Source organism: Streptomyces sp. NPDC007875, assembly GCF_042868035.1.
Taxonomy (GTDB): domain Bacteria; phylum Actinomycetota; class Actinomycetes; order Streptomycetales; family Streptomycetaceae; genus Streptomyces; species Streptomyces antimycoticus.
This window is the reverse complement of record NZ_JBIADZ010000026.1, coordinates 40,101-64,308: the sequence shown is the minus strand read 5'-3', so window position 1 is coordinate 64,308 and position 24,208 is coordinate 40,101. Positions and strand designations below refer to the sequence as shown.

The window sequence follows — 24,208 nt, the reverse complement described above, 5'->3', positions numbered from 1 at the left end:
TACCGGACATGCCTAAACAGGTCCTCAAGCATCAGCGCATCGCCCGCGTTCTGGCCCGTGAGATCCACAGCGGCGCCCTGGAGCCGGGCAGCAGGCTGCCCGGCGAACACGCGCTCACCCGGCGCTTCGCGGTCAGCAGGGCCACCGTTCGCCAGGCGCTGGACGAGCTCAGCAAGCAGGGGCTGATCTCCACCCACGCGGGTGTCGGCTCGTTCGTCACCTTCGACGGCGGCCTGCTGGACAACCGCCTGGGCTGGACCAGGGCGCTGGCCGACCAGGGCGCCCGGGTCACCACCGAGGTCCTCCGCCTCGAAGCGGTGCGCGATGCCCGGCTGGCCGGCGAACTGGGCATCGAGGGCGTCGAGTTCATGGCGCTGGACCGGTTGCGCGTGCTGCCGGAGGGCACCGCGGTCGCGCTGGAGCGCAGCAGGGTTCCGATGGCCCCGGCCCTGGCCGACGTCCCGCTCGGCGGGCTCCTCGACGGCTCGCTGACCAAGACCCTCGCCGCGGTCGGCATCCGCGCCACCCACGGGGACGAGTGGGCCTCCGTACGGCAACTGGCCGCCGATGAGGCGACACTGCTCCGCCGCCAGGAGGGCGAGGTGTGGCTCAACACCCGCCGGGTCAGCCGCGGAGCCGACGGCCAGATCGTCGAGCAGGTGACCAGCCTGCTGGACCCCGCCCGCTTCCAGCTGCACCTCGGCTTCGGCGAGCAGCCCCGATGAGAGCCCGGATGAGACCGCTCACGGCGCCCGCCCTCTCCGACGTACCGCCTCCGCGCACCGACAGGAAGTCCGAATGAACCACCAGCACGACCGCGCGCTCGGCGCCCTCTACGGCCTGGCGATGGGCGACGCCCTCGGCATGCCCACCCAGATCATGTCCCGGGCGTCCATCGTCGCCCGGTTCGGCACCGTCACCGGTTTCGAGCCCGGCCCCGAAGACAACCCGGTGAGCGCCGGAATGCCCGCCGGTTCCGTCACGGACGACACCGATCAGGCCGTCATCGTCGGCCAACTGCTGACCGGGTCCGGTGGGCGGATCGAACCGCTGCGGCTCGCGCACGAGCTCCTGGAGTGGGAGCGCGCCATGAAGGCCAAGGGCTCCTTCGACCTGCTCGGCCCCTCCACCAAGGCGGCCCTGGAGGCCGTGTCCCGCGGCGTACCGCCGGAGGAGGCGGGCAAGGCCGGTGCCACCAACGGCGCGGCGATGCGGATCACCCCCGTCGGCGTCGCCTTCCCCGATACACCGCTGGAGCCGTTCCTGGACCGGGTCGCGGAGGCGTGCCAGGTCACCCATGACACCTCCATCGGCATCGCCTCCGCCGCCGCCGTGGCCGCCGCGGTGAGCCGTGGCATCGACGGCGGCGATCTGGAGGACGCCTTCGGCGCGGCGGTCACGGCGGCCGCGGCAGGGGCCGAGCGCGGCCACTGGGTCGCCGGCGCCGATATCGCCGCCCGTATCGGCTGGGCCGTGGACCTGGTCCGCGGTCTGCCCGAGCGTCAGGCCCTGGACCGCGTCTGCGACCTGGTCGGCACCAGCGTCGCCAGCCAGGAGTCGGTCCCCGCCGCCTTCGCCGTGCTGGCCCTCGCCGAGGGTGAGCCGTGGCGGGCCTGTCTGCTGGCGGCCAACCTCGGCGGTGACTGCGACACCATCGGTGCCATAGCCGGCGCCATAGCCGGTGCCGTCAGCGGGGCCTCGGGCCTGCCCGACGAAGCCCTCGCCACCCTGCGCTCGGTCAACGGTCTCGCCCTGGAACCGCTGGCCACGGCCCTGCTCGCGCTGCGCGCCGGCACGGCCGAGTGACCCCCACCCCCGCCCTCACATCCGCACCGGAGCGCCCCCGGACAGAAAGACAGGTACCACCATGGCGGCTTCAGAGAACGACCGCGTCGGCTCCGTGGAGACCCGAGGCATCGAGCCGGTTCCGGACGCCGAGCGGCACGGCCACGCGAGCCAGATGTTCTGGACCTGGTTCGCCGCGAACATCAGCATCCTCGGTCTGCCGCTCGGCGCGGCCCTGGTCAGCTTCCGCGGCCTGAACATCTGGCAGGCGGCCGTCGTGGCCATTCTCGGGTCCTTCGGCTCCTTCGCCCTGGTGGGCGCCCTCAGCATCGCGGGGAAGCGGGGCGGAGCGCCCGCCCTCACCCTCTCCCGCGCGGTGTTCGGGGTTCGCGGCAACGCCGGCCCCACGCTGGTCACCTGGATGAGCCGGCTCGGCTGGGAGACCATCAACACCACCACGGCCGCCTTCGCCCTGCTGGCCCTGCTCGACGTCGCCTTCGGTATCCGGCGGAACACCGTCCTGACCGTGGTGTGTCTGCTGGTCTTCATCGGCTGCACGCTGCTGATCAGCGGCCTGGGCCACGCCACCATCATGTGGATCAACAGGTGGGCCAGCTATATCTTCGGCCTGCTCAACCTGGTCGTGATCATCTTCCTCGCGACCACCGTGGACTGGGACAAGGTCTTCCACGCCCCGGTCGGGTCGGTGAGTTCGATGGTCGTGGGCGTCGGCATGATCGCCGCCGGTACCGGGATCGGCTGGGCCAACACGGGCGCCGACTACGCCCGTTACCTGCCCCGGCGGATTCCGGGTGGCAGGCTGGTGGCCGCTTCCGCCTTCGGCGCCGGTATCCCGCTGGTCGTGCTGATCTCGCTGGGTTCACTCCTCGCGGCGGGAGAACCGAATCTCGCCTCCGCCTCCGACCCCGTCTCGGCGATCAACACGATGCTCCCGTCGTGGATGTCCATCCCGTATCTGATCGCCGCGTTCGGCGGACTGCTGCTCTCCAACCACCTGTCCGTCTACTCGGCCGGACTCACCATGATCACCCTGGGCATACGGGTCCGGCGCACCCTCGCCGTCGGCCTGGACGTGGTCGTCACCTTCGCGGGCGGGATCTACTTCATCCTGATCGCCAAGGACTTCTACGGCCCGTTCATCACCTTCCTCACCCTCCTCGCCGTCCCCATCAACGCCTGGGTGGGCGTCTTCGCGGTCGACCTGATACTCCGCCGGTCCTACGACGGCGGGGCGCTCATGGACGTCGGCAGGTCCAGCCGCTACTGGTTCCGGGGCGGTATCGCCTGGGCCGCGATGATCGCCTGGGCCGCGGCCATCGTGGTGGGCCTGCTCTTCACCGAGGCGAGCACCAGCGCGACCGACGTGTGGTTCTCCGGGCCGCTGTCCCACAGCTGGATCGGGTCCAACGGGCTGGGGTGGGTGGTGACCCTGCTGCTCGCCGCCGCCGTCTACGCCGTGCTGCGCAGGTTCGACGGCACCGTCCGCGAGGAGGCGTCCGGGCAGCGTCCCCAGCAGCAGGTGCTGCCCGCCCCGGCCGCGCGGGAGCTCTCATGAGCGGCCACGACGGCGCCCTCGGCGCCCCCGGCGAGGTCATGGGCGGCCGGCTGGTCCTGCTCGGCAACGCCATCGTCGACCTGGTGATGCGGGTGCCCGCACTGCCCGAACGCGGCGGCGACATCGTCTCCACGGACACCACCCTCACCACGGGCGGCGGATTCAACGTCCTCACCGCTGCCCGCCGCCTGGGCCTGCCGGCCGTGTACGCGGGCGCCCATGGCACCGGGCCGTTCGGCGACCGGGTGCGGGCGGACCTCGCCCGGGAAGGCATCGAGATGGTGCTGGCTCCGATAGGGGAGGAGGACACCGGCTTCTGCGTCGCCTTCGTCGACGGCGGTGGCGAGCGCACCTTCGCCACCAGCCTCGGAGCCGAGGCCCGGCTGACCGAGGCCCACGCGACGTCCGTGCTCGCCGCGCTGCGCCCCGGCGACATGGTGCAGATCTCCGGCTACGGGCTCGCCTACCCGGTCAACGGCCCGGTCCTGGCCTCACTCGTCGCGCGGCTGCCGGAACACATCCGGGTCTTCCTCGATCCGGGTCCCCTGGCCGACCAGATCCCGGAGGAGGTGCTGGCACCGGTTCTGGAGCGCTGCGACTGGGTCAGCTGCAACCAGCGCGAGGGGCGGCTGCTGACCGGCCGGGACGACGCCCAGGAGGCCGCGGCCGCGCTCGCCGCCCGGCTGGGCCCGCGCACCGGTGTGCTCCTGCGGGCCGACGCGGCCGGCTGCTGGCTGGTCCCGCCCGGTGGAGCGGCCCTGCACATCCCCGGCCGCCGGGTGACCGCGGTCGACAGCAACGGCGCGGGCGACGCCCATACGGGAGCGTTCCTGGCGCTCCTGGGTCGCGGCCTTGACCCGAGCACCGCCGTACGAGGCGCCAACGCCGCGGCCGCCTTCGCGGTCACCCGGCACGGCCCCGCCACCGGCCCGACCGTCGGTGAGCTGCTGGGCTTCCTCGACGGCGAGCCCCTCGCGGCGCGGCTGTCCTCGGCGCTCGGGCGGTAGCCCGCCCACGTGCTCGCGTCACGGAGGTTGGCCCCCCCCGTGACGCGAGCACGCGCTTCACTCGGCGGCTTCGGACGAGCCCTTCTCTTCGGGGGTGCGCCCATCGTCGCCGAGGACGTGGTCGCGTACGGCGGTCAGGATGCGGTCCGAGAGGTCGTCGCCCGCGCAGGCCCGTGACAGGACCAACGCCCCGATCATGCTGGACAGTTCGACCAGAATCGTCCTTTCGTCCGGCGAGTCGGCGCCGGACTTCCTGGTGAGTCGCTCCATTGCGTCGACCAGGTTGCGCATGCCATCGGTGTAGGCCCGCCGCAGCGGGTCGCCGGGCTCCGCGCGCGCGGCGTCCACCGCCAGTGCCGCGGCGGCGCACCCCAGCGCGGGGTTGTCGCGGTGGAGGGTGGACAGATAGGCCGCCAGGAAGGCCGCGCGGGCGCCGCGGCCGCGCTCCTCGCCCGTGTCTTCGCCCGCGTCAGGGCCCGCGTCCTCGCCCTCGGCGAGGTCATCCATGGCCGCGAGACGTTCGGCGAACGCGGCCGAGCACGCCTGGGCGATCAGATCGTCCTTCGAGGCGAAGTGGCGGTAGAACCCGCCGTGCGTCAGACCCGCCGCCGCCATCGCCTGGGGAACGCTCACCTTGTCGGCGCCGTGGGTGCGCACCAGCTTCGCGGTGGCCGCGATCACCTGCTCGCGGTGGCGCTCGGCCTCGGCTCGGGATGCTCGGGGCATGGTCGGTACTTCCTTCTGCGTAGGTTGCCGGACTCGGGTACGGGATGCCGGTACCGCACCGATGATATTTGCGACCCGTTATAGATGATGCTAATAATCTATTTTAGCGCACCGCAGAGACGGCGGCCTCACGGTCCGCCGCCCCTGCCGGTTCGAGCGCGCTCTTGGACAAGGAGGGTCCGACATGGTTGCGATCGATGGTTCCGTGGTGCTGGTGACCGGAGGTCAACGTGGCATCGGCAAGGCGTTCGTGGAGGCATTGCTCGAGCGTGGCGCGGCGAAGGTCTACGCGACCGCGCGGAAGCCCAGCCCCAGCGAGGACCCGCGGGTCGAGGCCGTTTCCCTGGATGTCACCGACGCGGACGCGGTCGCGGCCCTCGCCGACCGGGCCGCGGATGTGAACATCGTCATCAACAACGCGGGGGTGCTGCTGCCCTCGCCGCTGCTGACGGCGGACATGACCGATGTGGTGGCGACGTTCGAAACGAATGTCTTCGGGGCGCTGCGGGTGGCACGTGGCTTCGCCCCGGCCCTGCGGGCGAATGGCGGTGGCGCACTGGTCGACATGCACTCCGTGCTGTCCTGGGGCGCCGGCGCGGCCGCCTACGGCGCCTCGAAGGCCGCGCTGTGGTCGATGACGAACTCCCTCCGGGTCGAGCTGGCGCCGCAGGGGACCCAGGTCGTCGGTGTGCACCTCGGTTTCGCCGACACCGACATGGTCGCCGGAATTCCGGGCCAGAAGCTCTCACCCGCCGAAGTGGCCGGGGCGGTTCTGGACGGCATCGAGGACGGCGCCGGCGAGGTGCTCGTCGACGACGTGACCCGGCAGATGAAGGCGGCGCTCGCCGGGCCGGTGGAGGGCCTCACCGTCCCCCTCGGTAGCTGACCGCCACGGCGACCTCCACCGGTCACCACCGTTGCCTATGGCCACCATCATCGTCTTCGAAGGAGCGAGCCATGCCCCTGTGGCACATCTACCATCCGGTCGACGCCTATTCCGCCGAGCAGAAGCGGCAGTTCGCCGCGGACGTCACGGACTACTACACCCAGGTCGGTCTGCCGAAGTTCTACGTCGTCACCCTCTTCCATGACATCCCGGAGTCCTCGTTCCTGGTCGGCGGCGAGCCGTCGAACCGCACCGTCAGGGTCGTGGTCGAGCACATCGCCCGCCACTTGTCGGACCCCGACACGAGGAAGAGGTCCGTCGAGGGGCTGGACCGCGTGCTGGCCCCTCACACCCGGGACCGCGGGCTGTACTGCGAGTTCCACATCGACGAGACGCCCCGGGATCTCTGGATGATCGACGGGATGGCGCCTCCGCCAACGCGCAGCGAAGCGGAACAGGTCTGGGCGCGTGAGAACCGGCCGCTGCCGTACTGATCGGCCGACCGTGACAGCACCACGGCAGCGCGAGGCCGCCGACGGTGATCGGCGGCCTCGCGGGAGATCCCATGGCCGAGTGGGGGCGGGTCTGGTTGGATCACGGTATGGCCCATGCAGATACGCGGAAGATCGGGATCCTGCTGTTCCCGGATGTGGAAGAGCTCGACGCCATCGGCCCATGGGAGGTGCTGTCGTACTGGACGCGCACCTTCGCCGAGGACGGGTGGCAGGTGTTCTGCCTCTCCGCCGACGGCAACCCCGTGACCTGCGCGAAGGGGCTCACCGTCGAGGCGCATCAGGCGATGGCCGACCTGCCCGCACTGGATGTGCTGCTGCACCCCGGCGGCCGGGGGACCCGGCCCCAGCTGAAAGATGAGCAGCATCTGGAGTGGGTCCGGTCCCAGCGGCGATCGGTTCCCCTGATGACCAGCGTGTGCACGGGCTCGCTGGTCTACGCGGCGGCCGGGCTGCTGGCCGGGCGGCCCGCGACCACGCATTGGGGGTCGCTGGACCTGCTCGCGGAGCTCGACCCGACGATCGACGTACGGGCCGACGAGCGGTTCGTCGACGACGGTGACGTGATCACCTCCGCGGGGGTCTCGGCCGGTATCGACATGGCTCTTCACCTGGTCGCCCGGCTGGCCTCGCCGGAGCGCGCACGTCAGGTACGACGTGGCATCCAGTACGACCCGCAGCCACCGGTGTGAGCACACCGCACCGGCGGAGCGGCAGGGGTCAGCCGGGGCTCGAGCGGCCGTGCCGCCAGTACCCGAAGAACGCGATGTCCGGCTTGGGCACGCCGCGTTCCTGCACCAGATGGCGGCGCACCCCGGTGGCCAGCCCGGCTTCCCCGGCGACCCAGGTGTAGAACCGGCCGGGCCGCAGCGACGACGTCTTGACCGCGTCGAGGGCCAGCCTGCCGGGCAGCGCGTCCACGCCGTCCCGGGCCAGCCACCGCACCCGTACGCCTTCGGGAGCGGTGATGTCCGCGCGGATGTCGGCGGTCTCCGGCACCTCCAGGAAGACCTCCGCGGCCAGCGACGCCGGAGCGTGTTCGAGGATGGCGAGGATCGCCGGCACGGCGCTCTCGTCCCCGGCGAGCAGCTGCCATTCGGCATGAGCAGGCGGCAGGTAGGTCACGCCCATGTCGAAGATGCCCGCCGGGTCTCCGGGCCGGGCGCGCCGGGCCCATGCGGAGGCCGGGGTGTCGCCGTGCAGGGCGAACTCGATGTCCACTTCGCCGAGTTCGGGCCGGGCGCGGCGGATGGTGAAGTTGCGCACCCAGGGCCTGCGTGACTTCGGCAGCAGGAGAATCTCCGCCATCCACGCCTCGCTGGAGAGCTTCGGCATTCTCAGCCTGTCCTGCCCCTCGCGGGGAAAGAACAGCCGCACGGTCTGGTCGAAGCCCGCGGGCTTCAGATGCTCCAGTTCCGGGCCGCCGAGCGTGATGGTCGAGAAACCGGGTGTCAGGCTGGTGTTCCCGCGTACCTCCAGCGTGATCATTCGCCGTGATTCGGGTGTGCGCACCTTGGGCAGCACGTCTTTCCTCGCCTTCGGTTCGAGTCCGCTCGCCGTGGTGTCACAGGTCCACGACGAGCCGCGGGGACAGGGCGCGGGACACACAGGCGTACATCCGGCCCGCGGGTGCGCCGATGTCGTCCCGGTGCTCGGGCTCGCCGTCGACAACGGCGAGTTCGCAACTGCCGCAGACCCCTTCGCGACATGCGGACGCCACGGGATATCCGGCGTGGGTCAGGGCGTCCAGCAGCGACTCGTCGGGCGGCACCTGAACCGTCCGCCCCGACCGCGCACACACTGCCTCGAACGCCGTGTTGGGGGCGAACGACCTGGGCACCGGGCGGAACCGCTCCGTATGCAGCCGCCCGGCCGGGAACATGGCCTCGGCCGCGTCGAGCATCGGCCCGGGGCCGCAGGCATAGACCACGGCACCGGGGCTCAGCTCGGCTCCCAGAGCGGCGAAGTCCGGCCTGCCCTGCTCTCGGGTGGCGACGATCCGTACCCGATCGCCGTAGGAGGAGCGCAGTTCGTCGGTGAAGGGCATGGACGCCACCGACTGTCCCACGTACACGAGCGACGCCGGGACGCCCGAGGTGACCGCAGCCCGCAGCATCGGCAGGATCGGGGTGATGCCGATCCCGCCGGCGAGGAAGAGATACTCCGGCGCGGGGAGGAGCGGGAAATGGTTCCGCGGCAGCGACACGTCGAGATTGCGGCCCTGGCGCAGAAACCGGTGGACGTACTCCGAACCGCCCCGGCTGAGGCGGTCGTGCCGCACCGCGACGCGATAGGACTCCCGGTCCGCCGGGTCGCCGCACAACGAATACTGCCGGGTCAGCCAGTTCGGCAGGGCCAGGTCGATATGGGCCCCCGGCTCCCAGGGCGCCAGCGGACCGGTGGTGCCCCGCAGGACGAGGGAGACGACGTCTTCGGCGACCTGCTCGATGTGGTCGACGACGGTCTGTTGCATCGTTGATTCACCTTGCGCCGTGGTCAGTAGAGTTTCCGGTAGCCCTCTTCGAGAGCGTGTGTGAGCGCCATCGGGTCGATGTCCATCCCGAATTGGGCGGCGGCGATCTCACCGACCGACGGCATCTCGTCGGCCAGGGCCTGGCTCGCGGGATCCCACAGCCGGGAGCGGATGAGCGCGCGACCACAGTGGAAGTACGCCTCCGCCACCTCGACGACGATCGCCAGCACCGGATCCTTGGCCTCGGTCTGCATCCGGGCGAGCACATCGGGGTCGTCGGTGGGGTAGGCGCGGCCGTTGACCCGCAGGGTCTCCCGCAGTCCGGGGATGAGGAAGAGCAGCCCGATCCCGTCGTTCTCGGCGAGGTTGCGGAAGGAGTCGGCGATTTTGTTGCCGGGGCGGTCGGGAATCGCGAGCGTGCGGTGGTCGAGGACCTTCACGAACCCCGGGTAGTCGCCACGGGGCGAGCAGTCGGCGCGCCCCGCCGCGTCCGCCGTGGCCAGGGTCAGGAAGGGGGAATGCGCGATGAAGAAGCGGAAGTGCTGGTCGATATGGTCCAGCTTCTTGCCCTTGACCATGGCTTCGGGCTCCCCGAGCAGGGCGTGGACCTCGGCCGGCGACAACCGCCGGGGGCGGGTGCTGGTCTGCGTCACGAAGACTCCTTCCGGGAGGGGGGAGCGGCGGGCGCGCGGGGGCCGTGCCGGTTGCCTCCCGCTCCCTGCCGACGACGGTGGTTCACCGCTCCGCCGCAGTTCATGGCACCATTGTGAGTAATTACTCAGGTCTTGCGCCACTCGCTTTCCCGGCGCCGCCCAGGAGGTGTCATGACGACCGGCCGTCGCGGACTTCAGCCACGTAAACAGCCACGCCAGGCCCGGGCCGAGCTCACCCGGCAGCGCATCCTCACGGCCGCTGCTCACATTTTCGCCGAATACGGCTACGCCGCCGGGACCACCAACCGCATCGCCGAGCACGCACGGATCTCGATCGGCTCGCTGTACCAGTACTACCCGAACAAGGATGCGATCCTGGCCGAGCTGGTGGCCCGTCATCTCGATGCCGGGGCGGCCGCCATCCGGGACCGCCAGGACGAGGAGGAGCCCGATTCCATCGAGGAGATCCTCCGTGGTTTCGCGCGGACCGTGATCGAGAACCACCTCGACGACCCGCAGTTGCTCCGCGTCATGGGCGAACAGGCCCCCCGCTCCCCGGAGTTGTTCGAGAAGATCGCCCGCCAGGAGCGGGAGCGGGTCGCCTACACCCAGGACTTGCTCGAGCGCCATCCCGAGGTCCGGGTCGAGGACACCTACGTCGCCGCCCGGCTCATCGTGTCCACGGTCGAGCTCGTCGTCCACGTGCTCATCGCGGCGCCCGACTCCATCGACACCACCCGGCTGGAGAACGAACTCGTCGCGATGCTCACCCGCTACCTCACGGCCGCGCCGTCCGGGGCCACGGAACCTCCGGCGCGCGAGGGGGTCTGATGCGAGGCCACCGGGACGACGGACGGGGACCTGGTGGGCCAGGTCCCCGTCCGTCTCTGTCTCGGCGTGGTCGAACCGCGGGTGTCAGTCGAGCGTGATGGTGGGCTTGCGCAGGTCCATCCATGTCGCCAGGTCCAGGGCGCGTTCGATGGTGGCGCGCTGCTGGGTGGTGATGTCCTCCGCCGGTGCGGCGATCGCCTCCTTCAGCGTCTCGGCGCGGCACAGTTCGAGGGCCTGGTGTCCCGAGGTGATGAGATCGCCCGCCTGCTGCTTGATGGCGGAGAGATAGGCGGGGTCGAAGCTGCCGGGGTAACCGCTCTTCTTGCGGTTGGCCACGGACTCGGGCAGCACATCGCGGGTGGCCTCGCGCAGGATGCTCTTCTCCCGCCCGTCGAATGTCTTCAGCGACCAGGGGGTGTTGAAGACGTAGGAGACCAGGCGGTGGTCGCAGAACGGCACCCTGACCTCCAGGCCGACGGCCATGCTCATCCGGTCCTTGCGGTCGAGCAGGGTATTGACCATGCGGGTGAGGTGCAGGTAGCAGACCTGCCGCATGCGCTTCTCCAGGCCGGTCTCACCGTCCTTGAGGGGGACTTCGTCCAGGGCGCTGAGGTAGTGGTCGCGGAGGTAGGTGTCCAGGTCGAGCTTCTCGGTGAGGTCCTGGGACAGCAGGCTCTTGGTGTCGCCGAGCGTCGCTCCTCCGGCGAGCCACGGGAAGGTGTCGGCCTCGCGCCGCTCGTCGTGGAACCACGGGTAGCCGCCGAAGACTTCATCGGCCGACTCGCCCGACAGGGCCACGGTCGACTGTTCGCGAACGGCCTTGAACAGCAGGTAGAGCGAGTTGTCCCGGTCGCCGAGCCCGGTGGGCAGATCCCTGGCCGCGATGGCCGCCTGCCTGACGGCCGGGTCGGACAGGGCGGAGCCGTCGAGCATGATGTCCCGGTGGTCGCATTTCACATGCTCGGCCACGGCGTGCACATACGGGGTGTCCACGCTGGGCGCCACATCGATCGCGCGGAAGTTCTCCGCCTGCCCGGGGAAGTCCACGGCGAAGCTGCGGACGGTCTCGCCGTGCTCGCCGAGCTTGCGGGCGGCGAGCGAGGTCATCGCCGAGGAGTCGAGCCCCCCGGAGAGCAAGGTGCAGCGGGGCACGTCGGCGACGAGCTGCCGGGCGATGATGTCCTCCAGGAGCTCCCGCACATGGGCGACGGTCGCGTCCTGGTCATCGGTGTGCTCGGAGACCTCCAGACGCCAGTACGCCTGCTCGCGAAGTCCATTGCGGTCGACGACGGCGATGTGGCCGGGGCGCAGCTCCTTCATGCCCTTCCAGATCGCATGCCCCGGTGTCTTGGCGAAGGAGAAGATTTCCCGCAGCCCGTCGACGCCGACCTCGGGGGCGGCGAGCGGGTTGGCGAGGATGGCCTTGGGCTCGGATCCGAAAAGGACGCCGTCGTCGGTCTCGTAGTAGTAGAACGGCTTGATGCCCATCCGGTCCCGGACCATCACCAGCTTCTCGGTGCGGGAGTCCCAGATGGCGAAGGCGTACATGCCGTTCAGCTTCTCGGTGAGGGATTCGCCCCACTCCACGTAGCCGCGCAGGACGACCTCGGTGTCGGAGTCGGTGGTGAAGCCATGGCCCCTGCGGCGCAGTTCGTCGCGCAGTTCGGTGAAGTTGTACGCCTCACCGGAGTAGACCATGCTCACGGGACCGTCGGCGGTGTCGACGGTCATGGGCTGTGCCCCGCCGGGCAGGTCGATGACGGCCAGCCTGCGGTGGCCGAGCGCAGCCCTGCCGGTCACCCACGCTCCGGCCGCGTCCGGGCCTCGGCAGGCCATGGTCTCCGTCATGGCGTCGAGGACCTGGCGGTGGGAGGTCAGATCGCGGCGGTAGGAGACCCAGCCGGTGATGCCGCACACAGTGATCATCCCTTTCACTCAGCAGAGATGGTTGCCTGTGAAAACCATCTACCTCTCCGGAGGCGGATCGCTACCGGGCGCTGATCCCTGGGGGAGTGGTATTTCTCACTGGTAAATTCCTGTTAATGGTAAGTTTCGCGGTGGTCGCTGGCCGAAAAACGTCGCCCACTAAATTCCTATTTTACGGCCGATATCCACGTCGCAATTCATAAGTGAAACACCGGGCCGTATACGAAAGAGGGTCGGTCTCGGCGAGCCGAGGCACCGTCACCCGCGGGCGTACTTCGACGGGCTTCGCGCCACCCGGGCCGATCTGGCCGCCGGGAGACCATCGCGTTCGCCGAGATGGCCATCGAGGCGAGGCCGAGGATCGCTCACTGGTCGCCGTCGGGGGTGCCGGGTGGCTCCGTGACCTGGGGGGTTAGCATATGAGCGCCACCTAGCTCGAAAGATGGATTTGTGACTCTCAACGAGGACTCGTTCACCAACTGGAAGCACCGCGAGGAGATCGCGGAGTCGATGATCCCCGTCATCGGGAAGCTGCATCGGGAGCGGGACGTCACGGTCCTGCTGCACAGCCGCTCCTTGGTGAACAAGTCGGTCGTCAGCATCCTCAAGACCCACCGATTCGCCCGCCAGATCGCCGGTGCGGAACTCTCGGTCACCGACACCCTGCCCTTCCTGCAGGCGCTCACCGCGCTCGACCTCGGCCCCTCCCAGATCGACATCGGCATGCTCGCCGAGACGCACCGGGCCGACGACCGCGGTCTCTCGGTGGAGGAGTTCACCGCCGAGGCCGTCGCCGGTGCCACGGGTGCCAACAAGATCGAGTGCCGTGAGGGACGCGATGTCGTCCTCTACGGGTTCGGCCGCATCGGCCGCCTCGTCGCCCGCCTCCTCATCGAGAAGGCCGGGTCCGGTAACGGCCTGCGGCTGCGTGCCATCGTCGTCCGCGGGAGCGGTGGCCGGGCCGGTGAGGATCTCGTCAAGCGTGCCTCGCTGCTGCGCCGCGACTCCATCCACGGCCAGTTCCAGGGCACGATCACCGTTGACGAGGCGAACAGCACGATCATCGCCAATGGCAACGAGATCAAGGTGATCTACGCCGACGACCCGACGTCGGTGGACTACACGGCGTACGGCATCAAGGACGCCATCCTCATCGACAACACCGGCAAGTGGCGCGATCGCGAAGGGCTGTCGAAGCATCTGCGCCCCGGTATCGACAAGGTGGTGCTGACCGCGCCGGGCAAGGGCGATGTGCCCAATGTCGTCCATGGCGTCAACCACGACACGATCAAGCCGGACGAGCAGATCCTGTCCTGCGCGTCCTGCACCACCAACGCCATCGTCCCGCCGCTGAAGGCGATGGCGGATGAGTACGGCGTCCTGCGCGGCCACGTGGAAACCGTCCACTCGTTCACCAACGACCAGAACCTGCTGGACAATTACCACAAGTCCGACCGCCGTGGCCGCTCGGCGCCGCTCAACATGGTCATCACCGAGACCGGTGCCGCCTCCGCTGTCGCGAAGGCCCTGCCCGACCTCAAGGCGAAGATCACCGGCAGCTCGATCCGCGTCCCGGTGCCGGATGTCTCGATCGCCATCCTCAATCTGCAACTCGCGCGCGAGGCCACCCGCGAGGAGGTCCTGGACCATCTGCGCGATGTGTCCCTGACCTCGCCGCTCAAGCGCCAGATCGACTTCACCAGCGCCCCCGACGCGGTCTCCAACGACTTCATCGGATCGCGCCACGCCTCGATCGTCGACGCCGGTGCCACCAAGGTCGAGGGCGACAACGCGATCCTCTACCTCTGGTACGACAACGAGTTCGGCTACTCCTGCCAGGTCATCCGCGTCGTCCAGTACGTCTCCGGGGTGGAGTACCCGACCTACCCGGCCCCGGTGGCCTGACGCTCCGCCGCCGACGACCTCGGCGGGCTCCCCGGCCCGCCTATCCCTCCGCTCCGGGCTCGTCGGCCAGCAGCCGTGCGATGCCCGCCGGCCCGAAGACGTCCCGCGCGGCGAGGGCGATGCCACCGTGGAGCCCGGAGCGGCCCTTGAGCTGTGTCGCCGTGATGGTCAGCTTGCGGGTGGCCAGGGGGAGGGCGCGCTGGTGCACGGCGGCTCGTACGGCGGAGACGAGGTCGTCGCGGAGTGCGCTCAGCGGACCGGCCAGGATGATGCTGCGCGGATTGAACATGTGGACCAGTACGGCGACCACCTCCCCGACCTCCGTGGCCGCCTGGCGTACGGCGTGCGGGGCGGCCGGGTCGCTGTCGGCGACGCGCTGGGCGAGCACCCGGGTGCCGTACGGAGGGTCGTCGTCGGTCGACTCGGGGATGCCGAGGCCGCGCAGGGCTGGGACCCCAACGGCGGCCTGTACATGCGCTGACGCTCACCTGAGAGCACCGCGACCGCTCGAGCGAATCCGAACCGAACCAGGAGAGGAGGGGCACCGCCGTGACCCCGACCGGTCCCAGTTCCGGGAGGCGATGGCGCATCTCCCGGCGGCCGTCAACACCCTGACCACCGACGGCCCGAACGGCCGCTGTGGCATCACCGTCAGCGCGGTCTGCTCCGTGACCGACGATCCGCCGACCGTTCTGGTCTGCGTCAACCGCGGCAGCGCCATGCACGATGTGCTCCGGGCCAACGGAAGGATCTGCGCCAATGTGCTCGGCGGCGCCCAGCAGGGACTGGCCCTGCACTTCGCCGGGGCCACGAAGGTGCCGATGGCCGAGCGCTTCGACCTGGGACGTCCGGGACCGTGCCCACGATGTGCCGGTCCTGAAGGACCCCCTGGTGAGCGCCCTCGGCACGATCACATACGCCGTCCCGATGGGCTCCCACAGTGTGCTCTTCGTCGACATCGAGCGGATCCGCACCCGCTCGGGCGGGCAGAGCCTCGTCTACTTCAACCGCGCGTTCCACCGTCTCGACGCCACACCCCTGGTGCCGGAGGGCACCCGGTCCTGAACCGGGCGACGCGGTGGGGTACCGCATGGGCCCGTCCGGCCTTGGTGGCCGGCCGGGCCACGGCGTCAGACGCCGGTCTTGGCTGTCGTGGCGCGCGACCGGCCGCGCGGGACGGCGGCCGCACGGGCGCGCAGCCGTTGCAGCGGGGTGGGCGGAAGCGCCCGCGCGGTTCCCCGCGCGTAGTACCGCTCGACGTAGAACTGTCCCGCGCTCAGCACGGTGGTGACCGCGATGTACCAGAGGGTCGCCACCATGAGCAGCGGGATGACCTGGTAGGTCTGGTTGTAGACCAGCTGCACCGAGTACAGCAGGTCGTGCACGGCCAGCACGCTGACAATGCTGGTGCCCTTGAGCGTGCCGATCAGCATGTTTCCAGCGGTCGGCACGATGGAACGCATCGCCTGCGGAATGACGATCCGGCGCAGTGTGCGCCGTTTGCTGAGCCCGAGTGCCTGGGCGGCCTCGGTCTGGCCGGAGTCCACGGACAGGATGCCGCCGCGTATCACCTCAGTGGCGTAGGCGGCCTCGTGCAGGGTCAGCCCGATGACGGCGGTGAGGGTGGGGCCGAGCAGGTTGACCGTCTTGACGGTGACGAACTGCGGGCCGAAGGGGACGCCGAGGCCGAGTGTCGGGTACAGAGCGCCGATGTTGAACCAGAACAGCAGCTGCACCAGCAGCGGCGTGGAGCGGAAGATCCACACATAGCCCCAACTCAGAGTGGACAGCACGGGGTTGGTGGACAGCCGCATCACCGCCAGCGGGATGCCGAGCAGGAAACCGAGCACCATCACCGCGCCGGTCAGCCACAGGGTCAGCAGCAGTCCGTCGAGCACGGCGCTGGTGGTGAAGTACCGGCCCACCACGTCCCACTGGAAAGCGTCATTGCGCACAACGGAGTTGACCACCATCGCGAAGACCAGCAGCGCGGCTGTGGCGGTCAGCCAGCGGCCGATGCGTCGGCGCGGCACGATCCGCGGCAGGTCGCCGGGACCGGGGGCGGCGCCCGTATCGGGGCGCTTGTCGACGGGGACGGGCACCGCGTCGGGAGCGGTGGTATGGGAAGGCGTGGCCATCGGGAGGCTCTCCGGGTGAGGGGGCACGGGCGTCGGCGACAGCCCGGTGGCACGCGCACACGGACACCCGAGAAGGCGGTACGCGGGTACGGTGCGGCCGGGCTCGGCGTCATCACGCTCACCGCGTCCCTCAACGCGGCCGGACAGGGCTCCGCGCGCGGCGGGCCCATCCGTCTCCGATCGTAAGTAGCCAGCGCATGCATCTGTCAAGAACACGTGGGAACTGGTCAACGCGGTCCGGAATGCGGGCGGTGGTTGACGAGAAGCGTTGTGTACTGCCTAATTGCTCCCATGAATACCGAGCAGCGCCTGGTCACCCGTGGCCACATCGACTTCGGCCGGGTGTGGTCGGCCGCTTGTTGCGCCTGACTCGGCAGCGGGCTGTCTGACCGGCCCTTCCCTCCCTCGGTGACCCCGTCGCGGGCCGAGCTCTCTCGTCGTATCACCGCCGTACGCGGGCGCTGACCCGCGTTCGGACACGGCCCTGCGAGCGCCCGGACACACGCTGCCGCCACCCCTTCTCCTGACGCCCCGGAGTCGTCACGCCTGCTCCAGCCAGTGACATTTCCCCGCTGCCGTCACGTACGGCCATGCGATGGGCCCGTCCGGCCTGTCCGCGTGCGGCCCCCTGTCCTCCCGAAAGGCCATTCCCATGCCCGTGGAATTCCTCGGCATCGCCGCGACCCATGACGGTTCCGAGACCACCGCGCGCTCCGCTGGCGCATTCGACAAGGAGTACACACTCCGGCTTGCCAGGGCCCACGAGGACCATGGCTGGGACCGGGTGCTGTTCGCCTACGGATCCGGATCGCCCGACCCCGCGCCGGCCGCCGCGTACATCGCGAGCAGGCTGGACAGGCTCCAGATCCTGCTCGCCCACCGGCCCAACGTGTCGTATCCGACCTTCGCCGCCAAGACCTTCGCCACTCTCGACCAGATCAGCGAGGGGCGGCTGACCGTGCACTTCATCACCGGCGGCAACGACCACGAACAGGGCCGTGAGGGCGACACGCTCACCAAGGACCGGCGCTACGCCCGCACACGCGAGTACATCCAGATCGTCAGGAAGATCTGGACCACTCACGAGCCCTTCGACCACGAGGGCGAGCACTACCGCTTCCATGACTTCGTCAGTGACGTGTTCCCGGCCCAACAGCCCCGCCCGGACATCTCGTTCGGCGGATCGTCCCCCGCCGCGTACGCCGCGGGGGGCGCCGAGGCCGACATCTACTGCCTGTGGGGCGAGCCCCTGGAGAAGACCGCCGAGCAGATCGAGGCGGTGAAGGTCGCCGCGAAGGCCGCGGGCCGCACCGACGTCCCGCGCATCCAGGTGGCGTTCCGTCCGATCATCGCCCCGACCGAGGAACTGGCCTGGGAGAAGGCCCGCCGCACGGTGGGCGCCATCGAGGCCCGCAAGGCGAGCGGCGAGCCGGTCACCAGGCGCCACACCGGGCAGGCGCACCCGCAGAACTCCGGCTCACAGCGGCTGATCGCCATCGCCGAGGCGGGGGAGCGCTACGACCGCGCGCTGTGGACACCGACCGCCGCGGCGACCGGTGGGGCGGGCAACTCCAACGCCCTGGTCGGCACCCCCGAGACGGTCGCCCAGGCCCTCCTCGACTACTACGACCTCGGCGTCGACATCCTCTCCGCCCGCGGTTACGACCTCCTGGGCGACGCCATCGACTTCGGCCGGCACGTGATCCCGATCGTCCGTGAGGAGGTCGCCAAGCGTGATGCCGAGCGTGCGGCGCGTGGCGCGCAGACCCTGGCCGCCGTGCGCGGATGACCTCCGTCGCACAGCCACACGTGTATTCCTATCGCCGCCACCACGGCGCAGAACGGAAAGGCCCTCAGCTGTGAACCACCCCGGGACCAGAACCCGGCCGCGCATCGCCGCGCTGACGCTGCTGTCACTCCTGGCGCTGACCGCCTGCGGCGGCTCCGGTGGCACGGACGGCACAACGCCGGCGGGAGCCCAGGCCTCTCCCGCGCCCACCGACGACCCGGTCGCCGTCGTACGGAAGGTGGACTCCGTCGCCGCCCTGCTACCCACCGGCGTCGCCAGGTCCGGCACCCTGAGAATAGGCAGCTCGATCGGGTTTCCGCCGGGCGCGTACTACCCGAACGGCCCGGACAAGAATCCCGCGGGCCAGGACATCGACATCGCGGACGCGGTGGCCAAGGTGCTCGGCGTCAGGCTGGAACGCCAGGACGCCTCCTTCGAGACGATCCTGCCCGCCCTCGGCAGCGGCAAGTTCGACGTGGGCACCGGCAACTTCGGCGTGACCGCCGAGCGTCTGAAGACCATCGACTTCGTCACCTATATCAACGACGGTCAGGGCTTCGCGGTCAAGAAGGGTGGCACGGCGCTCAGCCGGAAGGTCACCGATCTGACCGAGCTGTGCGGGCTGACCATCGGCACCGGGGCCGGCACCACCTTCGAGGCGACCCTCACCCGGCAGAAGGGGGTATGCGCCAAGGCCGGGAAGAAGCCGTACGACGTGAAGGTCTACGCGGAAAACGGAGCCGTCCTCACGGCCCTGCAGCAAGGCCGCATCGACGTCGTCATGTCCACCATCAACGGGCTGCGCTACCAAGCCGCCCAGTCCGCCGCCCATACCTCCTTCCTCGGCGAGTACCACCGCCTCGACGTCGGTTTCGCCTTCAAGAAGGGCTCTTTGCTCACCCGCGCCTTCCAGGCCGCGGTCAACGAGTTGATCGAGAACGGCACCTACGCCCGGATCCTCAAGAAGTGGGGCACCAGCGCCTCCGCCATCGACGCGTCGCGGATCAACCCGGCCGAGCACACCTGAGCTCACGTGACCTGGCCGTTGCGTCCCAGGAATCGGAAGGTGCTCCTCTTCGCCCGGAACAGGAAGTACCCCGTGCCCTCCACGGCTCGGGTGCTGTCGGTGGTGAAGCGGAGGGTTTTGGCGAGTCCCCGGTAGGTGACGTGGAGCAGGCGCTGGGCCACGCCCCGGGTTCGATGTCGCGCGTTCCGCCCAGCTCCTCCAGGGCGCGTGCGGCCGGCCCCACGGCGTCGTACGCCTCCGGGGACCAGCGTCCGGGTGCCGTGCCGCATCTCGCGCGGTAGGCGGTCCGGAAGGTGCGGGACACGCTGCCGGGGTCGGTGAAGGGGGTGCCGAAAAGCCGGTCCTGGCCTGCGGTTCCGGCCTGCTGGAGGAAGCCCGGGCGCATGATGTGCCAGGTGCCCAGGCGCGGTCCGGTGAAGCCCGCGTCGGCGAGTGCGCGGGCGCAGCGTGCGGCGCGCTCGGGCGATATACCGCTGAAGACGACGGCCTGCGCCTTGGCGGCGAGGGCGGCGGGAGCGAAGTCGTCGCCGCCGGCCGCCACGGGGTGGACGCTGTCGGCGGCCGCCTGCTTCGCTCGTGCCACATCGACGTCGGGCGTGTTCGCCTCGCCCAACACCTTCGTTTAGTTCGGTTACCTCGAACAAGAGGCGGTTGTTCATTTTTCTTGCGAACCAATAGCGTCTTAAAGGAAGGCTGGTGGCCGCTGATCCACGGACGAACTGGGGGCTACGGCTCGGTGCGGTATGCCTCGATCACCGAAAGCCGGGTGGTGACGGTCTCCGAGGCGGTCCGCAGCGCCGCGAGCGTACGGGGCACGTTCTGGCGTGCCGTGGGGGCGACGACCGACAGCGCGCCCAGGTAGGCGCCGTCCCGCGGCCCGCGCACGGGCACGGCCACGGCGGAATAGCCGAGCCGGTGTTCCTCGCAGTCGGTGGCGTAGCCCTGTTCCTGGATGCGGACGAGTTCGCCCGGGAGCCGGTCGGCGGTGAGGGTGCGGGCGGTCATCCGGCGCATATGGGGGGCCAGCCGCGCCAGCGGGTACTGCTCGGGCAGCAGGGCCAGGGTGAGCTTTCCCGGGGCCGTGCTGTGCAGTTGGAGCAGCCGTCCGCCGATCGAGGCACCGGCCCGGTTGCGGTGGCGGCCCGCGTTGTCGATGCACAGCAGGTCGCTGCCGTTCGGCACGGACAGGCTCACCGGGCTGTCGAGGGCCTGCGCGAGGTTCTCCAGGGCCGGCCGTGCGGCGTGGCGCAGGGTGCGCTGCCGGGGCGCGCGCAGGCCGATCGAGTACAGCAGCAGGCCGAGCCGGTAGTCCGAGCCGTCCCGCTCCAGCATTTCGCAGGCGACGAGGTCCTGGCAGAGCCGGTGCACCGTGGCCTTGGCGACCCCGGTGCGCGCCGTCAGCTCCGTGAGGCTGAGGGCGAGGTCGCCGTCGCCGAAGGCGGACAGGATGAGCCCGACCTTGCCGAGGACCGACCTGGGGGACCGCCCGTCCGGCCGGGCTTCCTCGCCGTTGCCACGAGGGACCGCTGCAGTCGTCACGACATGCCCTCCTCGCCCGCTGGTGTGCCTCGACCAAGGACACCATTAGTTCTGAGGATGGACAATATAGAGATTTTTTTTTGCCTGGTAGGAATGGTGTGAGTGGTCAGAATCCGGCGGGGGTCACGGGATGGAGCGCCACGTCCGGTGCGCTCACCGGCCCCCTACCAAGGCGGTGTCGGCACCCAGCGGGCCGACCGCCCCGGCGCCACCGGGGGTGCCCAGCGGGGCGTCCCGGCCGGGCAGGACCTCCTCGAAGAACCGCCGGTTGTCCGCGCGGTGCTCGGGATCCGCCTTCCGGTCCACGGCGATCGCCTGCTCCGGGCAGGCGACCTCGCAGGCGCCGCAGTCGATGCACTCCACCGGGTTGATGTAGAGCTTGCGCTCGCCCTCGTAGATGCAGTCGACCGGGCACTCCTCCATGCAGGACCGATCCATGATGTCAACGCAGGACGCGCCGATGACGTAGGCCATGTCAGTTCTCCTTCTCGGTGGAATGCCCGGGGAACAGCGCCGCCTCCGGGTCGATGACCGTGGCGGCGTTGTTGACGGCCGTGGCGGCCTCGCCGAAGCCGACGGAGATCAGGCGCACCTTGCCCGGGTAGTCGGTGATGTCGCCGGCCGCGAAGACGCGGGGGAGGTTGGTGGCCATGTGGGTGTCCACGGCGATCCGGCGTGCCTCCAGGGTGAGGCCCCAGTCCCGCAGCGGGCCGAGGTCGGCGATGAAGCCGAGGGCCGCCACCACGGTCTGCGCGGGGAGGCGCGTGGTGTCCTTCGTGACGCGGTGGCGGATCTCGACCTCCTCCAGCAGCGCGCCGCCGTACAGGCCGCTGACCTCGGAGTCGGTGAGGATCTCGATGCCGAGTGCCCGGACCTTCTCCACCGACGCGCGGTGGGCGCGGAACCGCGCGGTGCGGTGCACCAGCCGGACCGAGCGCGCCATGGGGGCCAGCAGGGCCGCCCAGTCGAAGGCGCTGTCGCCACCGCCGACGACCACCACGTCATGGCCGGCGTGGGCGGTGGGGTCGGGCACGAAGTACACCTGGCCGCGACCAAGGAAGTCCTCCCCGGCCGGCAGCGGGCGGGGGGTGAAGGTCCCCACGCCCCCGGTGATCACCACCGCACCGGCCCGTACGGTCGTCCCTCGGTCGCTGCGGACCACGGGCAGGCCGTCGGCGTAGGACAGCTCCGTCGCGCGGTGGCCGAGGAGATAGCGGGTGCCGTGTGTCTCCGCCTGCGCGACCAGGTTGTCGACCAGGTCGCGGCCGCGGACCGAGGCGAATCCGGCGATGTCGAAGATCGGTTTCTCCGGGTACATCGCGCTGATCTGGCCGCCCCGCTGGGGCAGCACATCCATCACGGCGACACGCAGCCCGCGGAAGCCCGCGCAGTAGGCGCCGTACAGGCCCGACGGGCCGGCGCCGATGATCAGGATGTCCGTCTCGACCACCGCCGCGTCCTCCGCGGCGACCGGCTCAACGTTGAGAACGCTCATGGAAAAGGAGCGTAGGCAGGCCCGGATCACGGTCCAATGGAATCGGTCCGCCTGCCGGGACACGGCGAGGAACCGGTGGCGCCGGGACACCATGGCCGGGACACGGCGAGGAACCGGTGGCGCCGGGACACCGCGCCCCGGACACCGGGCCCCGGACCCGCGGGAGCGGTGGGACCCAAGGCTCCCCGCCGGCCTTGGGTCCCACCGCTCCCGCACCGGCCGAGCCGGGCCGTCACCCGGCGAGCGTCACCTCCACCGTCCCCGTGACGCACTCGGAGCCGTCGGCCTTGAGGATGCGCGCGTCCAGGCGGACCCGTGCGCCCTCGACCGATGACACCGTCGCGGCCCAGGTCAGCTGCTCACCGGCCACCGCCGTGGCCACGTTGCGCCACGCCACCGACTCCAGCCGGGCGCCCGGCCCGGCCCACTCAAGGGCGCTGCGGCTGAGCATCTCGCCGTGCAGCGTCGACTGCACGACCGGGTCGGGAAACCCCTCCGACGCCGCGAACGCGGCGTCGTAATGGATCCGGTGCGCGTTCCACGACACGGCGCTGAAGCGGAACAGCTGCACACTGGTGTGGGCGTACCGGCGCGGCGGACACTCGGTCCCGGCAACGGGCGCCGTCATCGGTCACCTCCGGTGGCGTCGAGCACCACGATCGTCTCGTCCACGGACGTCAGCTCGCTCCCGTCGGGGGACAGGAACCGGGTCCGCACGCCCAGGAGGACGAACTCACCCGACCGTCCGCGCTTGTGCCGCGCGGAGACGACCGCACGGGTCGCCGTGATCGGCGTTCCGGCCACCGGGGGCCGGACCAGGCGCACCGACTGGCCGCCGTGCACCTGGCGCACCGCGAGACCCTCGGTGCACGGCGACTCACGCTGGGCGAGGCCATCCGGCCGCAGTTCGTCCTCCGGCGGGCCGTCCACCCAGCTCATGGTGGCCGCGAGGAACAGGGCGGGCGCCTCGACGGGCCGGCCGTCCGCTTCCAGGGCGCGGGCCCGGCGGATGTACTCGCCGTCGTTGAGGGCGGCGGCGTAACGGCAGAAGTCCTTGACCGTCGGGGTGCCGCAGTCCTCGTCCCGCCACTGGTCGATCAGCTCCCGCGCCCGTGCCAGCACCTCTTCCAGAGCGGGGGAGGACACGACGGGGGCCGTCACAGCGCCGACCTCAGCGAGCGGCTGATGCCAAGACCCGCCGTACGCAGCGCGCTGGCGTGGGCGATCGCGTCCACCCGGTACGTCGGCGCCGTGATCGACAGGGCCCCGGCGAGGGTGTTCTGCCGGCCGAAGACCGGGACCGCCATGCTCATATAGCCGAGCCGGACCTCCTCCGCCTCGGTGGCGATGCCCTGCTCGCGGACGCGGTCCAGTTGTGTGCGCAGCCGGCCCGGCGAGGTGATGGTGTGGCGGGTGAACGGCTTGAGGCCGCTCCTGACCACCTCGCCGAACAGGCTGCCGGGGGAGTGGGCGAGGATCGCCTTGCCGGTCGCCGTGCAGTAGAGCGGAAGCCGCCCCGCCACCCGCGACTCCTCGCTCAGCCCCCGGTGGGGGAGGATCTTCTCCAGGTACACCACGTCCAGCCCGTCGTGGATGGCGAAGTGGATGGTCTCCCGCGTGGCCAGCAGCAGATCCTCCATATACGGCTGGGCCACCTCCCGCAGGATGCGCTGCCGGTGCACCCGCTGCCCGATCTCGAACAGGCGCAGTCCGAGCCGGTAGTTGCAGCCCGCCCGCTCCAGCAGCCCCCATGCGACCAGCTCCTGGGACAGCCGGTGGACGGTCGCCTTCGCCACTCCCGAACGGCGCACCAGATCGGCGAGCGAGAGCGAGTCGTCGTCGGCGGTGAACGCCTCCAGGATGGACCGGACCTTGCCGAGGACGGAGTTCATCGGGTCGGGACAGGTTCTGACGGCTTGGTCGATGGGGACTACGGTCAT

Annotated in this window: 26 protein-coding genes and 1 pseudogene; 13 read left to right on the top strand and 14 right to left on the bottom strand. The window is 70.3% G+C overall.

Annotated features, from left to right (window positions below; translation table 11 throughout):
- Positions 1 to 8: 8 nt before the first annotated feature.
- The 4 genes from ACFYOY_RS37835 to ACFYOY_RS37820 all read left to right on the top strand — a co-directional run bounded on the left by ACFYOY_RS37835 (position 9) and on the right by ACFYOY_RS37820 (position 4,368).
- Positions 9 to 725, top strand: a complete 717-nt coding sequence (locus tag ACFYOY_RS37835; RefSeq protein WP_351901463.1) for a GntR family transcriptional regulator — start codon at positions 9 to 11, stop codon at positions 723 to 725.
- Between the two features lie 73 nt (positions 726 to 798).
- The gene (locus ACFYOY_RS37830) at positions 799 to 1,806 is read left to right on the top strand and encodes an ADP-ribosylglycohydrolase family protein (RefSeq protein WP_388592162.1); all 1,008 of its coding nucleotides are present in this window, start codon (positions 799 to 801) and stop codon (positions 1,804 to 1,806) included.
- Positions 1,807 to 1,867: 61 nt separating this feature from the next.
- Positions 1,868 to 3,361, top strand: a complete 1,494-nt coding sequence (locus tag ACFYOY_RS37825; RefSeq protein ID WP_388592160.1) for a purine-cytosine permease family protein — start codon at positions 1,868 to 1,870, stop codon at positions 3,359 to 3,361.
- Positions 3,358 to 4,368 (top strand): PfkB family carbohydrate kinase, encoded by a 1,011-nt coding sequence (locus ACFYOY_RS37820; protein ID WP_388592158.1) that lies wholly within the window; start codon positions 3,358 to 3,360, stop codon positions 4,366 to 4,368. The genes ACFYOY_RS37825 and ACFYOY_RS37820 overlap by 4 nt, the downstream gene beginning before the upstream one ends.
- A 57-nt stretch (positions 4,369 to 4,425) precedes the next feature.
- Here the strand turns inward: ACFYOY_RS37820 and ACFYOY_RS37815 are convergent, their stop codons facing one another.
- Entirely contained in the window at positions 4,426 to 5,094 is a 669-nt protein-coding gene (locus ACFYOY_RS37815) for a TetR/AcrR family transcriptional regulator (RefSeq protein WP_388592156.1), read from the bottom strand.
- A gap of 184 nt (positions 5,095 to 5,278) precedes the next feature.
- Here ACFYOY_RS37815 and ACFYOY_RS37810 point away from each other — a divergent pair, with 184 nt between their 5' ends.
- From ACFYOY_RS37810 to ACFYOY_RS37800, 3 genes are all read left to right on the top strand, one after another.
- Entirely contained in the window at positions 5,279 to 5,980 is a 702-nt protein-coding gene (locus tag ACFYOY_RS37810; protein ID WP_351901473.1) for an SDR family oxidoreductase, read from the top strand.
- A gap of 71 nt (positions 5,981 to 6,051) precedes the next feature.
- Positions 6,052 to 6,474 (top strand): tautomerase family protein, encoded by a 423-nt coding sequence (locus tag ACFYOY_RS37805; RefSeq protein WP_351901475.1) that lies wholly within the window; start codon positions 6,052 to 6,054, stop codon positions 6,472 to 6,474.
- A gap of 107 nt (positions 6,475 to 6,581) precedes the next feature.
- Positions 6,582 to 7,184, top strand: a complete 603-nt coding sequence (locus ACFYOY_RS37800; RefSeq protein ID WP_351901477.1) for a DJ-1/PfpI family protein — start codon at positions 6,582 to 6,584, stop codon at positions 7,182 to 7,184.
- A 28-nt stretch (positions 7,185 to 7,212) separates the two neighbouring features.
- Here the strand turns inward: ACFYOY_RS37800 and ACFYOY_RS37795 are convergent, their stop codons facing one another.
- From ACFYOY_RS37795 to ACFYOY_RS37785, 3 genes are all read right to left on the bottom strand, one after another.
- On the bottom strand, positions 7,213 to 7,980 hold the full coding sequence (locus ACFYOY_RS37795) for a siderophore-interacting protein (protein WP_388592153.1): 768 nt from the start codon (positions 7,978 to 7,980) through the stop codon (positions 7,213 to 7,215).
- A 76-nt stretch (positions 7,981 to 8,056) separates the two neighbouring features.
- On the bottom strand, positions 8,057 to 8,965 hold the full coding sequence (locus ACFYOY_RS37790) for a PDR/VanB family oxidoreductase (RefSeq protein WP_388592151.1): 909 nt from the start codon (positions 8,963 to 8,965) through the stop codon (positions 8,057 to 8,059).
- Positions 8,966 to 8,988: 23 nt separating this feature from the next.
- A complete protein-coding gene (locus ACFYOY_RS37785; protein ID WP_351901483.1) occupies positions 8,989 to 9,618 on the bottom strand; it encodes an MSMEG_1061 family FMN-dependent PPOX-type flavoprotein in 630 nt (209 codons plus the stop codon).
- A 171-nt stretch (positions 9,619 to 9,789) separates the two neighbouring features.
- On the opposite strand from ACFYOY_RS37785, the gene ACFYOY_RS37780 reads away from it, so the two are divergent.
- Positions 9,790 to 10,449, top strand: coding sequence for a TetR/AcrR family transcriptional regulator (locus ACFYOY_RS37780; protein WP_351901485.1), 660 nt, complete (start codon positions 9,790 to 9,792; stop codon positions 10,447 to 10,449).
- An 84-nt stretch (positions 10,450 to 10,533) separates the two neighbouring features.
- Here ACFYOY_RS37780 and asnB read toward each other — a convergent pair whose 3' ends face one another.
- Positions 10,534 to 12,366 (bottom strand): asparagine synthase (glutamine-hydrolyzing), encoded by a 1,833-nt coding sequence (asnB, locus tag ACFYOY_RS37775; protein WP_351901549.1) that lies wholly within the window; start codon positions 12,364 to 12,366, stop codon positions 10,534 to 10,536.
- Between the two features lie 459 nt (positions 12,367 to 12,825).
- On the opposite strand from asnB, the gene ACFYOY_RS37770 reads away from it, so the two are divergent.
- The gene (locus ACFYOY_RS37770) at positions 12,826 to 14,280 is read left to right on the top strand and encodes a glyceraldehyde-3-phosphate dehydrogenase (RefSeq protein ID WP_351901487.1); all 1,455 of its coding nucleotides are present in this window, start codon (positions 12,826 to 12,828) and stop codon (positions 14,278 to 14,280) included.
- A 40-nt stretch (positions 14,281 to 14,320) separates the two neighbouring features.
- Here ACFYOY_RS37770 and ACFYOY_RS37765 read toward each other — a convergent pair whose 3' ends face one another.
- On the bottom strand, positions 14,321 to 14,668 hold the full coding sequence (locus tag ACFYOY_RS37765) for an ROK family protein (RefSeq protein ID WP_351901489.1): 348 nt from the start codon (positions 14,666 to 14,668) through the stop codon (positions 14,321 to 14,323).
- Between ACFYOY_RS37765 and ACFYOY_RS37760 the strand changes: the two are divergent.
- Positions 14,550 to 15,056, top strand: a pseudogene (locus ACFYOY_RS37760) (flavin reductase); the annotation flags it as partial. The gene ACFYOY_RS37765 and the pseudogene ACFYOY_RS37760 sit on opposite strands and share 119 nt — an antisense overlap.
- A 115-nt stretch (positions 15,057 to 15,171) precedes the next feature.
- Positions 15,172 to 15,345, top strand: a complete 174-nt coding sequence (locus tag ACFYOY_RS37755; protein ID WP_351901491.1) for a hypothetical protein — start codon at positions 15,172 to 15,174, stop codon at positions 15,343 to 15,345.
- A 65-nt stretch (positions 15,346 to 15,410) separates the two neighbouring features.
- On the opposite strand, the gene ACFYOY_RS37750 is transcribed toward ACFYOY_RS37755, so the two are convergent.
- The gene (locus ACFYOY_RS37750; protein ID WP_351901493.1) at positions 15,411 to 16,418 is read right to left on the bottom strand and encodes an amino acid ABC transporter permease; all 1,008 of its coding nucleotides are present in this window, start codon (positions 16,416 to 16,418) and stop codon (positions 15,411 to 15,413) included.
- Between the two features lie 652 nt (positions 16,419 to 17,070).
- On the opposite strand from ACFYOY_RS37750, the gene ACFYOY_RS37745 reads away from it, so the two are divergent.
- Positions 17,071 to 18,207 carry an LLM class flavin-dependent oxidoreductase gene (locus ACFYOY_RS37745; protein ID WP_351901495.1) on the top strand — a complete coding sequence of 379 codons (1,137 nt, stop codon included), beginning with the start codon at positions 17,071 to 17,073 and terminating at the stop codon, positions 18,205 to 18,207.
- A gap of 70 nt (positions 18,208 to 18,277) precedes the next feature.
- Entirely contained in the window at positions 18,278 to 19,234 is a 957-nt protein-coding gene (locus ACFYOY_RS37740) for an ABC transporter substrate-binding protein (protein ID WP_388592147.1), read from the top strand.
- A 2-nt stretch (positions 19,235 to 19,236) separates the two neighbouring features.
- Here ACFYOY_RS37740 and ACFYOY_RS37735 read toward each other — a convergent pair whose 3' ends face one another.
- The 7 genes from ACFYOY_RS37735 to ACFYOY_RS37705 all read right to left on the bottom strand — a co-directional run bounded on the left by ACFYOY_RS37735 (position 19,237) and on the right by ACFYOY_RS37705 (position 24,208).
- A complete protein-coding gene (locus ACFYOY_RS37735) occupies positions 19,237 to 19,395 on the bottom strand; it encodes a hypothetical protein (RefSeq protein ID WP_351901499.1) in 159 nt (52 codons plus the stop codon).
- Between the two features lie 565 nt (positions 19,396 to 19,960).
- A complete protein-coding gene (locus ACFYOY_RS37730; RefSeq protein WP_351901500.1) occupies positions 19,961 to 20,773 on the bottom strand; it encodes an IclR family transcriptional regulator in 813 nt (270 codons plus the stop codon).
- Positions 20,774 to 20,926: 153 nt separating this feature from the next.
- Positions 20,927 to 21,247: a ferredoxin family protein gene (locus ACFYOY_RS37725; protein ID WP_351901502.1), complete on the bottom strand. Its 321-nt coding sequence runs from the start codon at positions 21,245 to 21,247 to the stop codon at positions 20,927 to 20,929.
- Position 21,248: 1 nt separating this feature from the next.
- A complete protein-coding gene (locus ACFYOY_RS37720; protein ID WP_351901504.1) occupies positions 21,249 to 22,268 on the bottom strand; it encodes an NAD(P)/FAD-dependent oxidoreductase in 1,020 nt (339 codons plus the stop codon).
- Between the two features lie 232 nt (positions 22,269 to 22,500).
- Complete coding sequence (locus ACFYOY_RS37715; RefSeq protein ID WP_351901506.1) at positions 22,501 to 22,896, bottom strand: acyl dehydratase; 396 nt, start codon at positions 22,894 to 22,896, stop codon at positions 22,501 to 22,503.
- Positions 22,893 to 23,429, bottom strand: a complete 537-nt coding sequence (locus ACFYOY_RS37710; RefSeq protein ID WP_351901508.1) for a hypothetical protein — start codon at positions 23,427 to 23,429, stop codon at positions 22,893 to 22,895. Before ACFYOY_RS37710 ends, ACFYOY_RS37715 begins: the two co-directional genes overlap by 4 nt.
- A complete protein-coding gene (locus ACFYOY_RS37705) occupies positions 23,426 to 24,208 on the bottom strand; it encodes an IclR family transcriptional regulator (RefSeq protein WP_351901510.1) in 783 nt (260 codons plus the stop codon). The genes ACFYOY_RS37710 and ACFYOY_RS37705 overlap by 4 nt, the downstream gene beginning before the upstream one ends.

Bases quoted from the DNA above. Each gene is read 5' to 3' on its own strand.
- ACFYOY_RS37815 (WP_388592156.1), bottom strand. From the start codon at position 5,094: ATGCCCCGAGCATCCCGAGCCGAGGCCGAGCGCCACCGCGAGCAGGTG.
- ACFYOY_RS37720 (WP_351901504.1), bottom strand. From the start codon at position 22,268: ATGAGCGTTCTCAACGTTGAGCCGGTCGCCGCGGAGGACGCGGCGGTG.
- ACFYOY_RS37780 (WP_351901485.1), top strand. From the start codon at position 9,790: ATGACGACCGGCCGTCGCGGACTTCAGCCACGTAAACAGCCACGCCAG.
- ACFYOY_RS37810 (WP_351901473.1), top strand. From the start codon at position 5,279: ATGGTTGCGATCGATGGTTCCGTGGTGCTGGTGACCGGAGGTCAACGT.
- ACFYOY_RS37750 (WP_351901493.1), bottom strand. From the start codon at position 16,418: ATGGCCACGCCTTCCCATACCACCGCTCCCGACGCGGTGCCCGTCCCC.
- ACFYOY_RS37725 (WP_351901502.1), bottom strand. From the start codon at position 21,247: ATGGCCTACGTCATCGGCGCGTCCTGCGTTGACATCATGGATCGGTCC.
- ACFYOY_RS37820 (WP_388592158.1), top strand. From the start codon at position 3,358: ATGAGCGGCCACGACGGCGCCCTCGGCGCCCCCGGCGAGGTCATGGGC.
- ACFYOY_RS37705 (WP_351901510.1), bottom strand. From the start codon at position 24,208: ATGACCGTAGTCCCCATCGACCAAGCCGTCAGAACCTGTCCCGACCCG.
- ACFYOY_RS37745 (WP_351901495.1), top strand. From the start codon at position 17,071: ATGCCCGTGGAATTCCTCGGCATCGCCGCGACCCATGACGGTTCCGAG.
- ACFYOY_RS37805 (WP_351901475.1), top strand. From the start codon at position 6,052: ATGCCCCTGTGGCACATCTACCATCCGGTCGACGCCTATTCCGCCGAG.
- ACFYOY_RS37800 (WP_351901477.1), top strand. From the start codon at position 6,582: ATGGCCCATGCAGATACGCGGAAGATCGGGATCCTGCTGTTCCCGGAT.
- ACFYOY_RS37825 (WP_388592160.1), top strand. From the start codon at position 1,868: ATGGCGGCTTCAGAGAACGACCGCGTCGGCTCCGTGGAGACCCGAGGC.
- ACFYOY_RS37715 (WP_351901506.1), bottom strand. From the start codon at position 22,896: ATGACGGCGCCCGTTGCCGGGACCGAGTGTCCGCCGCGCCGGTACGCC.
- ACFYOY_RS37790 (WP_388592151.1), bottom strand. From the start codon at position 8,965: ATGCAACAGACCGTCGTCGACCACATCGAGCAGGTCGCCGAAGACGTC.
- ACFYOY_RS37830 (WP_388592162.1), top strand. From the start codon at position 799: ATGAACCACCAGCACGACCGCGCGCTCGGCGCCCTCTACGGCCTGGCG.
- ACFYOY_RS37835 (WP_351901463.1), top strand. From the start codon at position 9: ATGCCTAAACAGGTCCTCAAGCATCAGCGCATCGCCCGCGTTCTGGCC.
- ACFYOY_RS37795 (WP_388592153.1), bottom strand. From the start codon at position 7,980: ATGATCACGCTGGAGGTACGCGGGAACACCAGCCTGACACCCGGTTTC.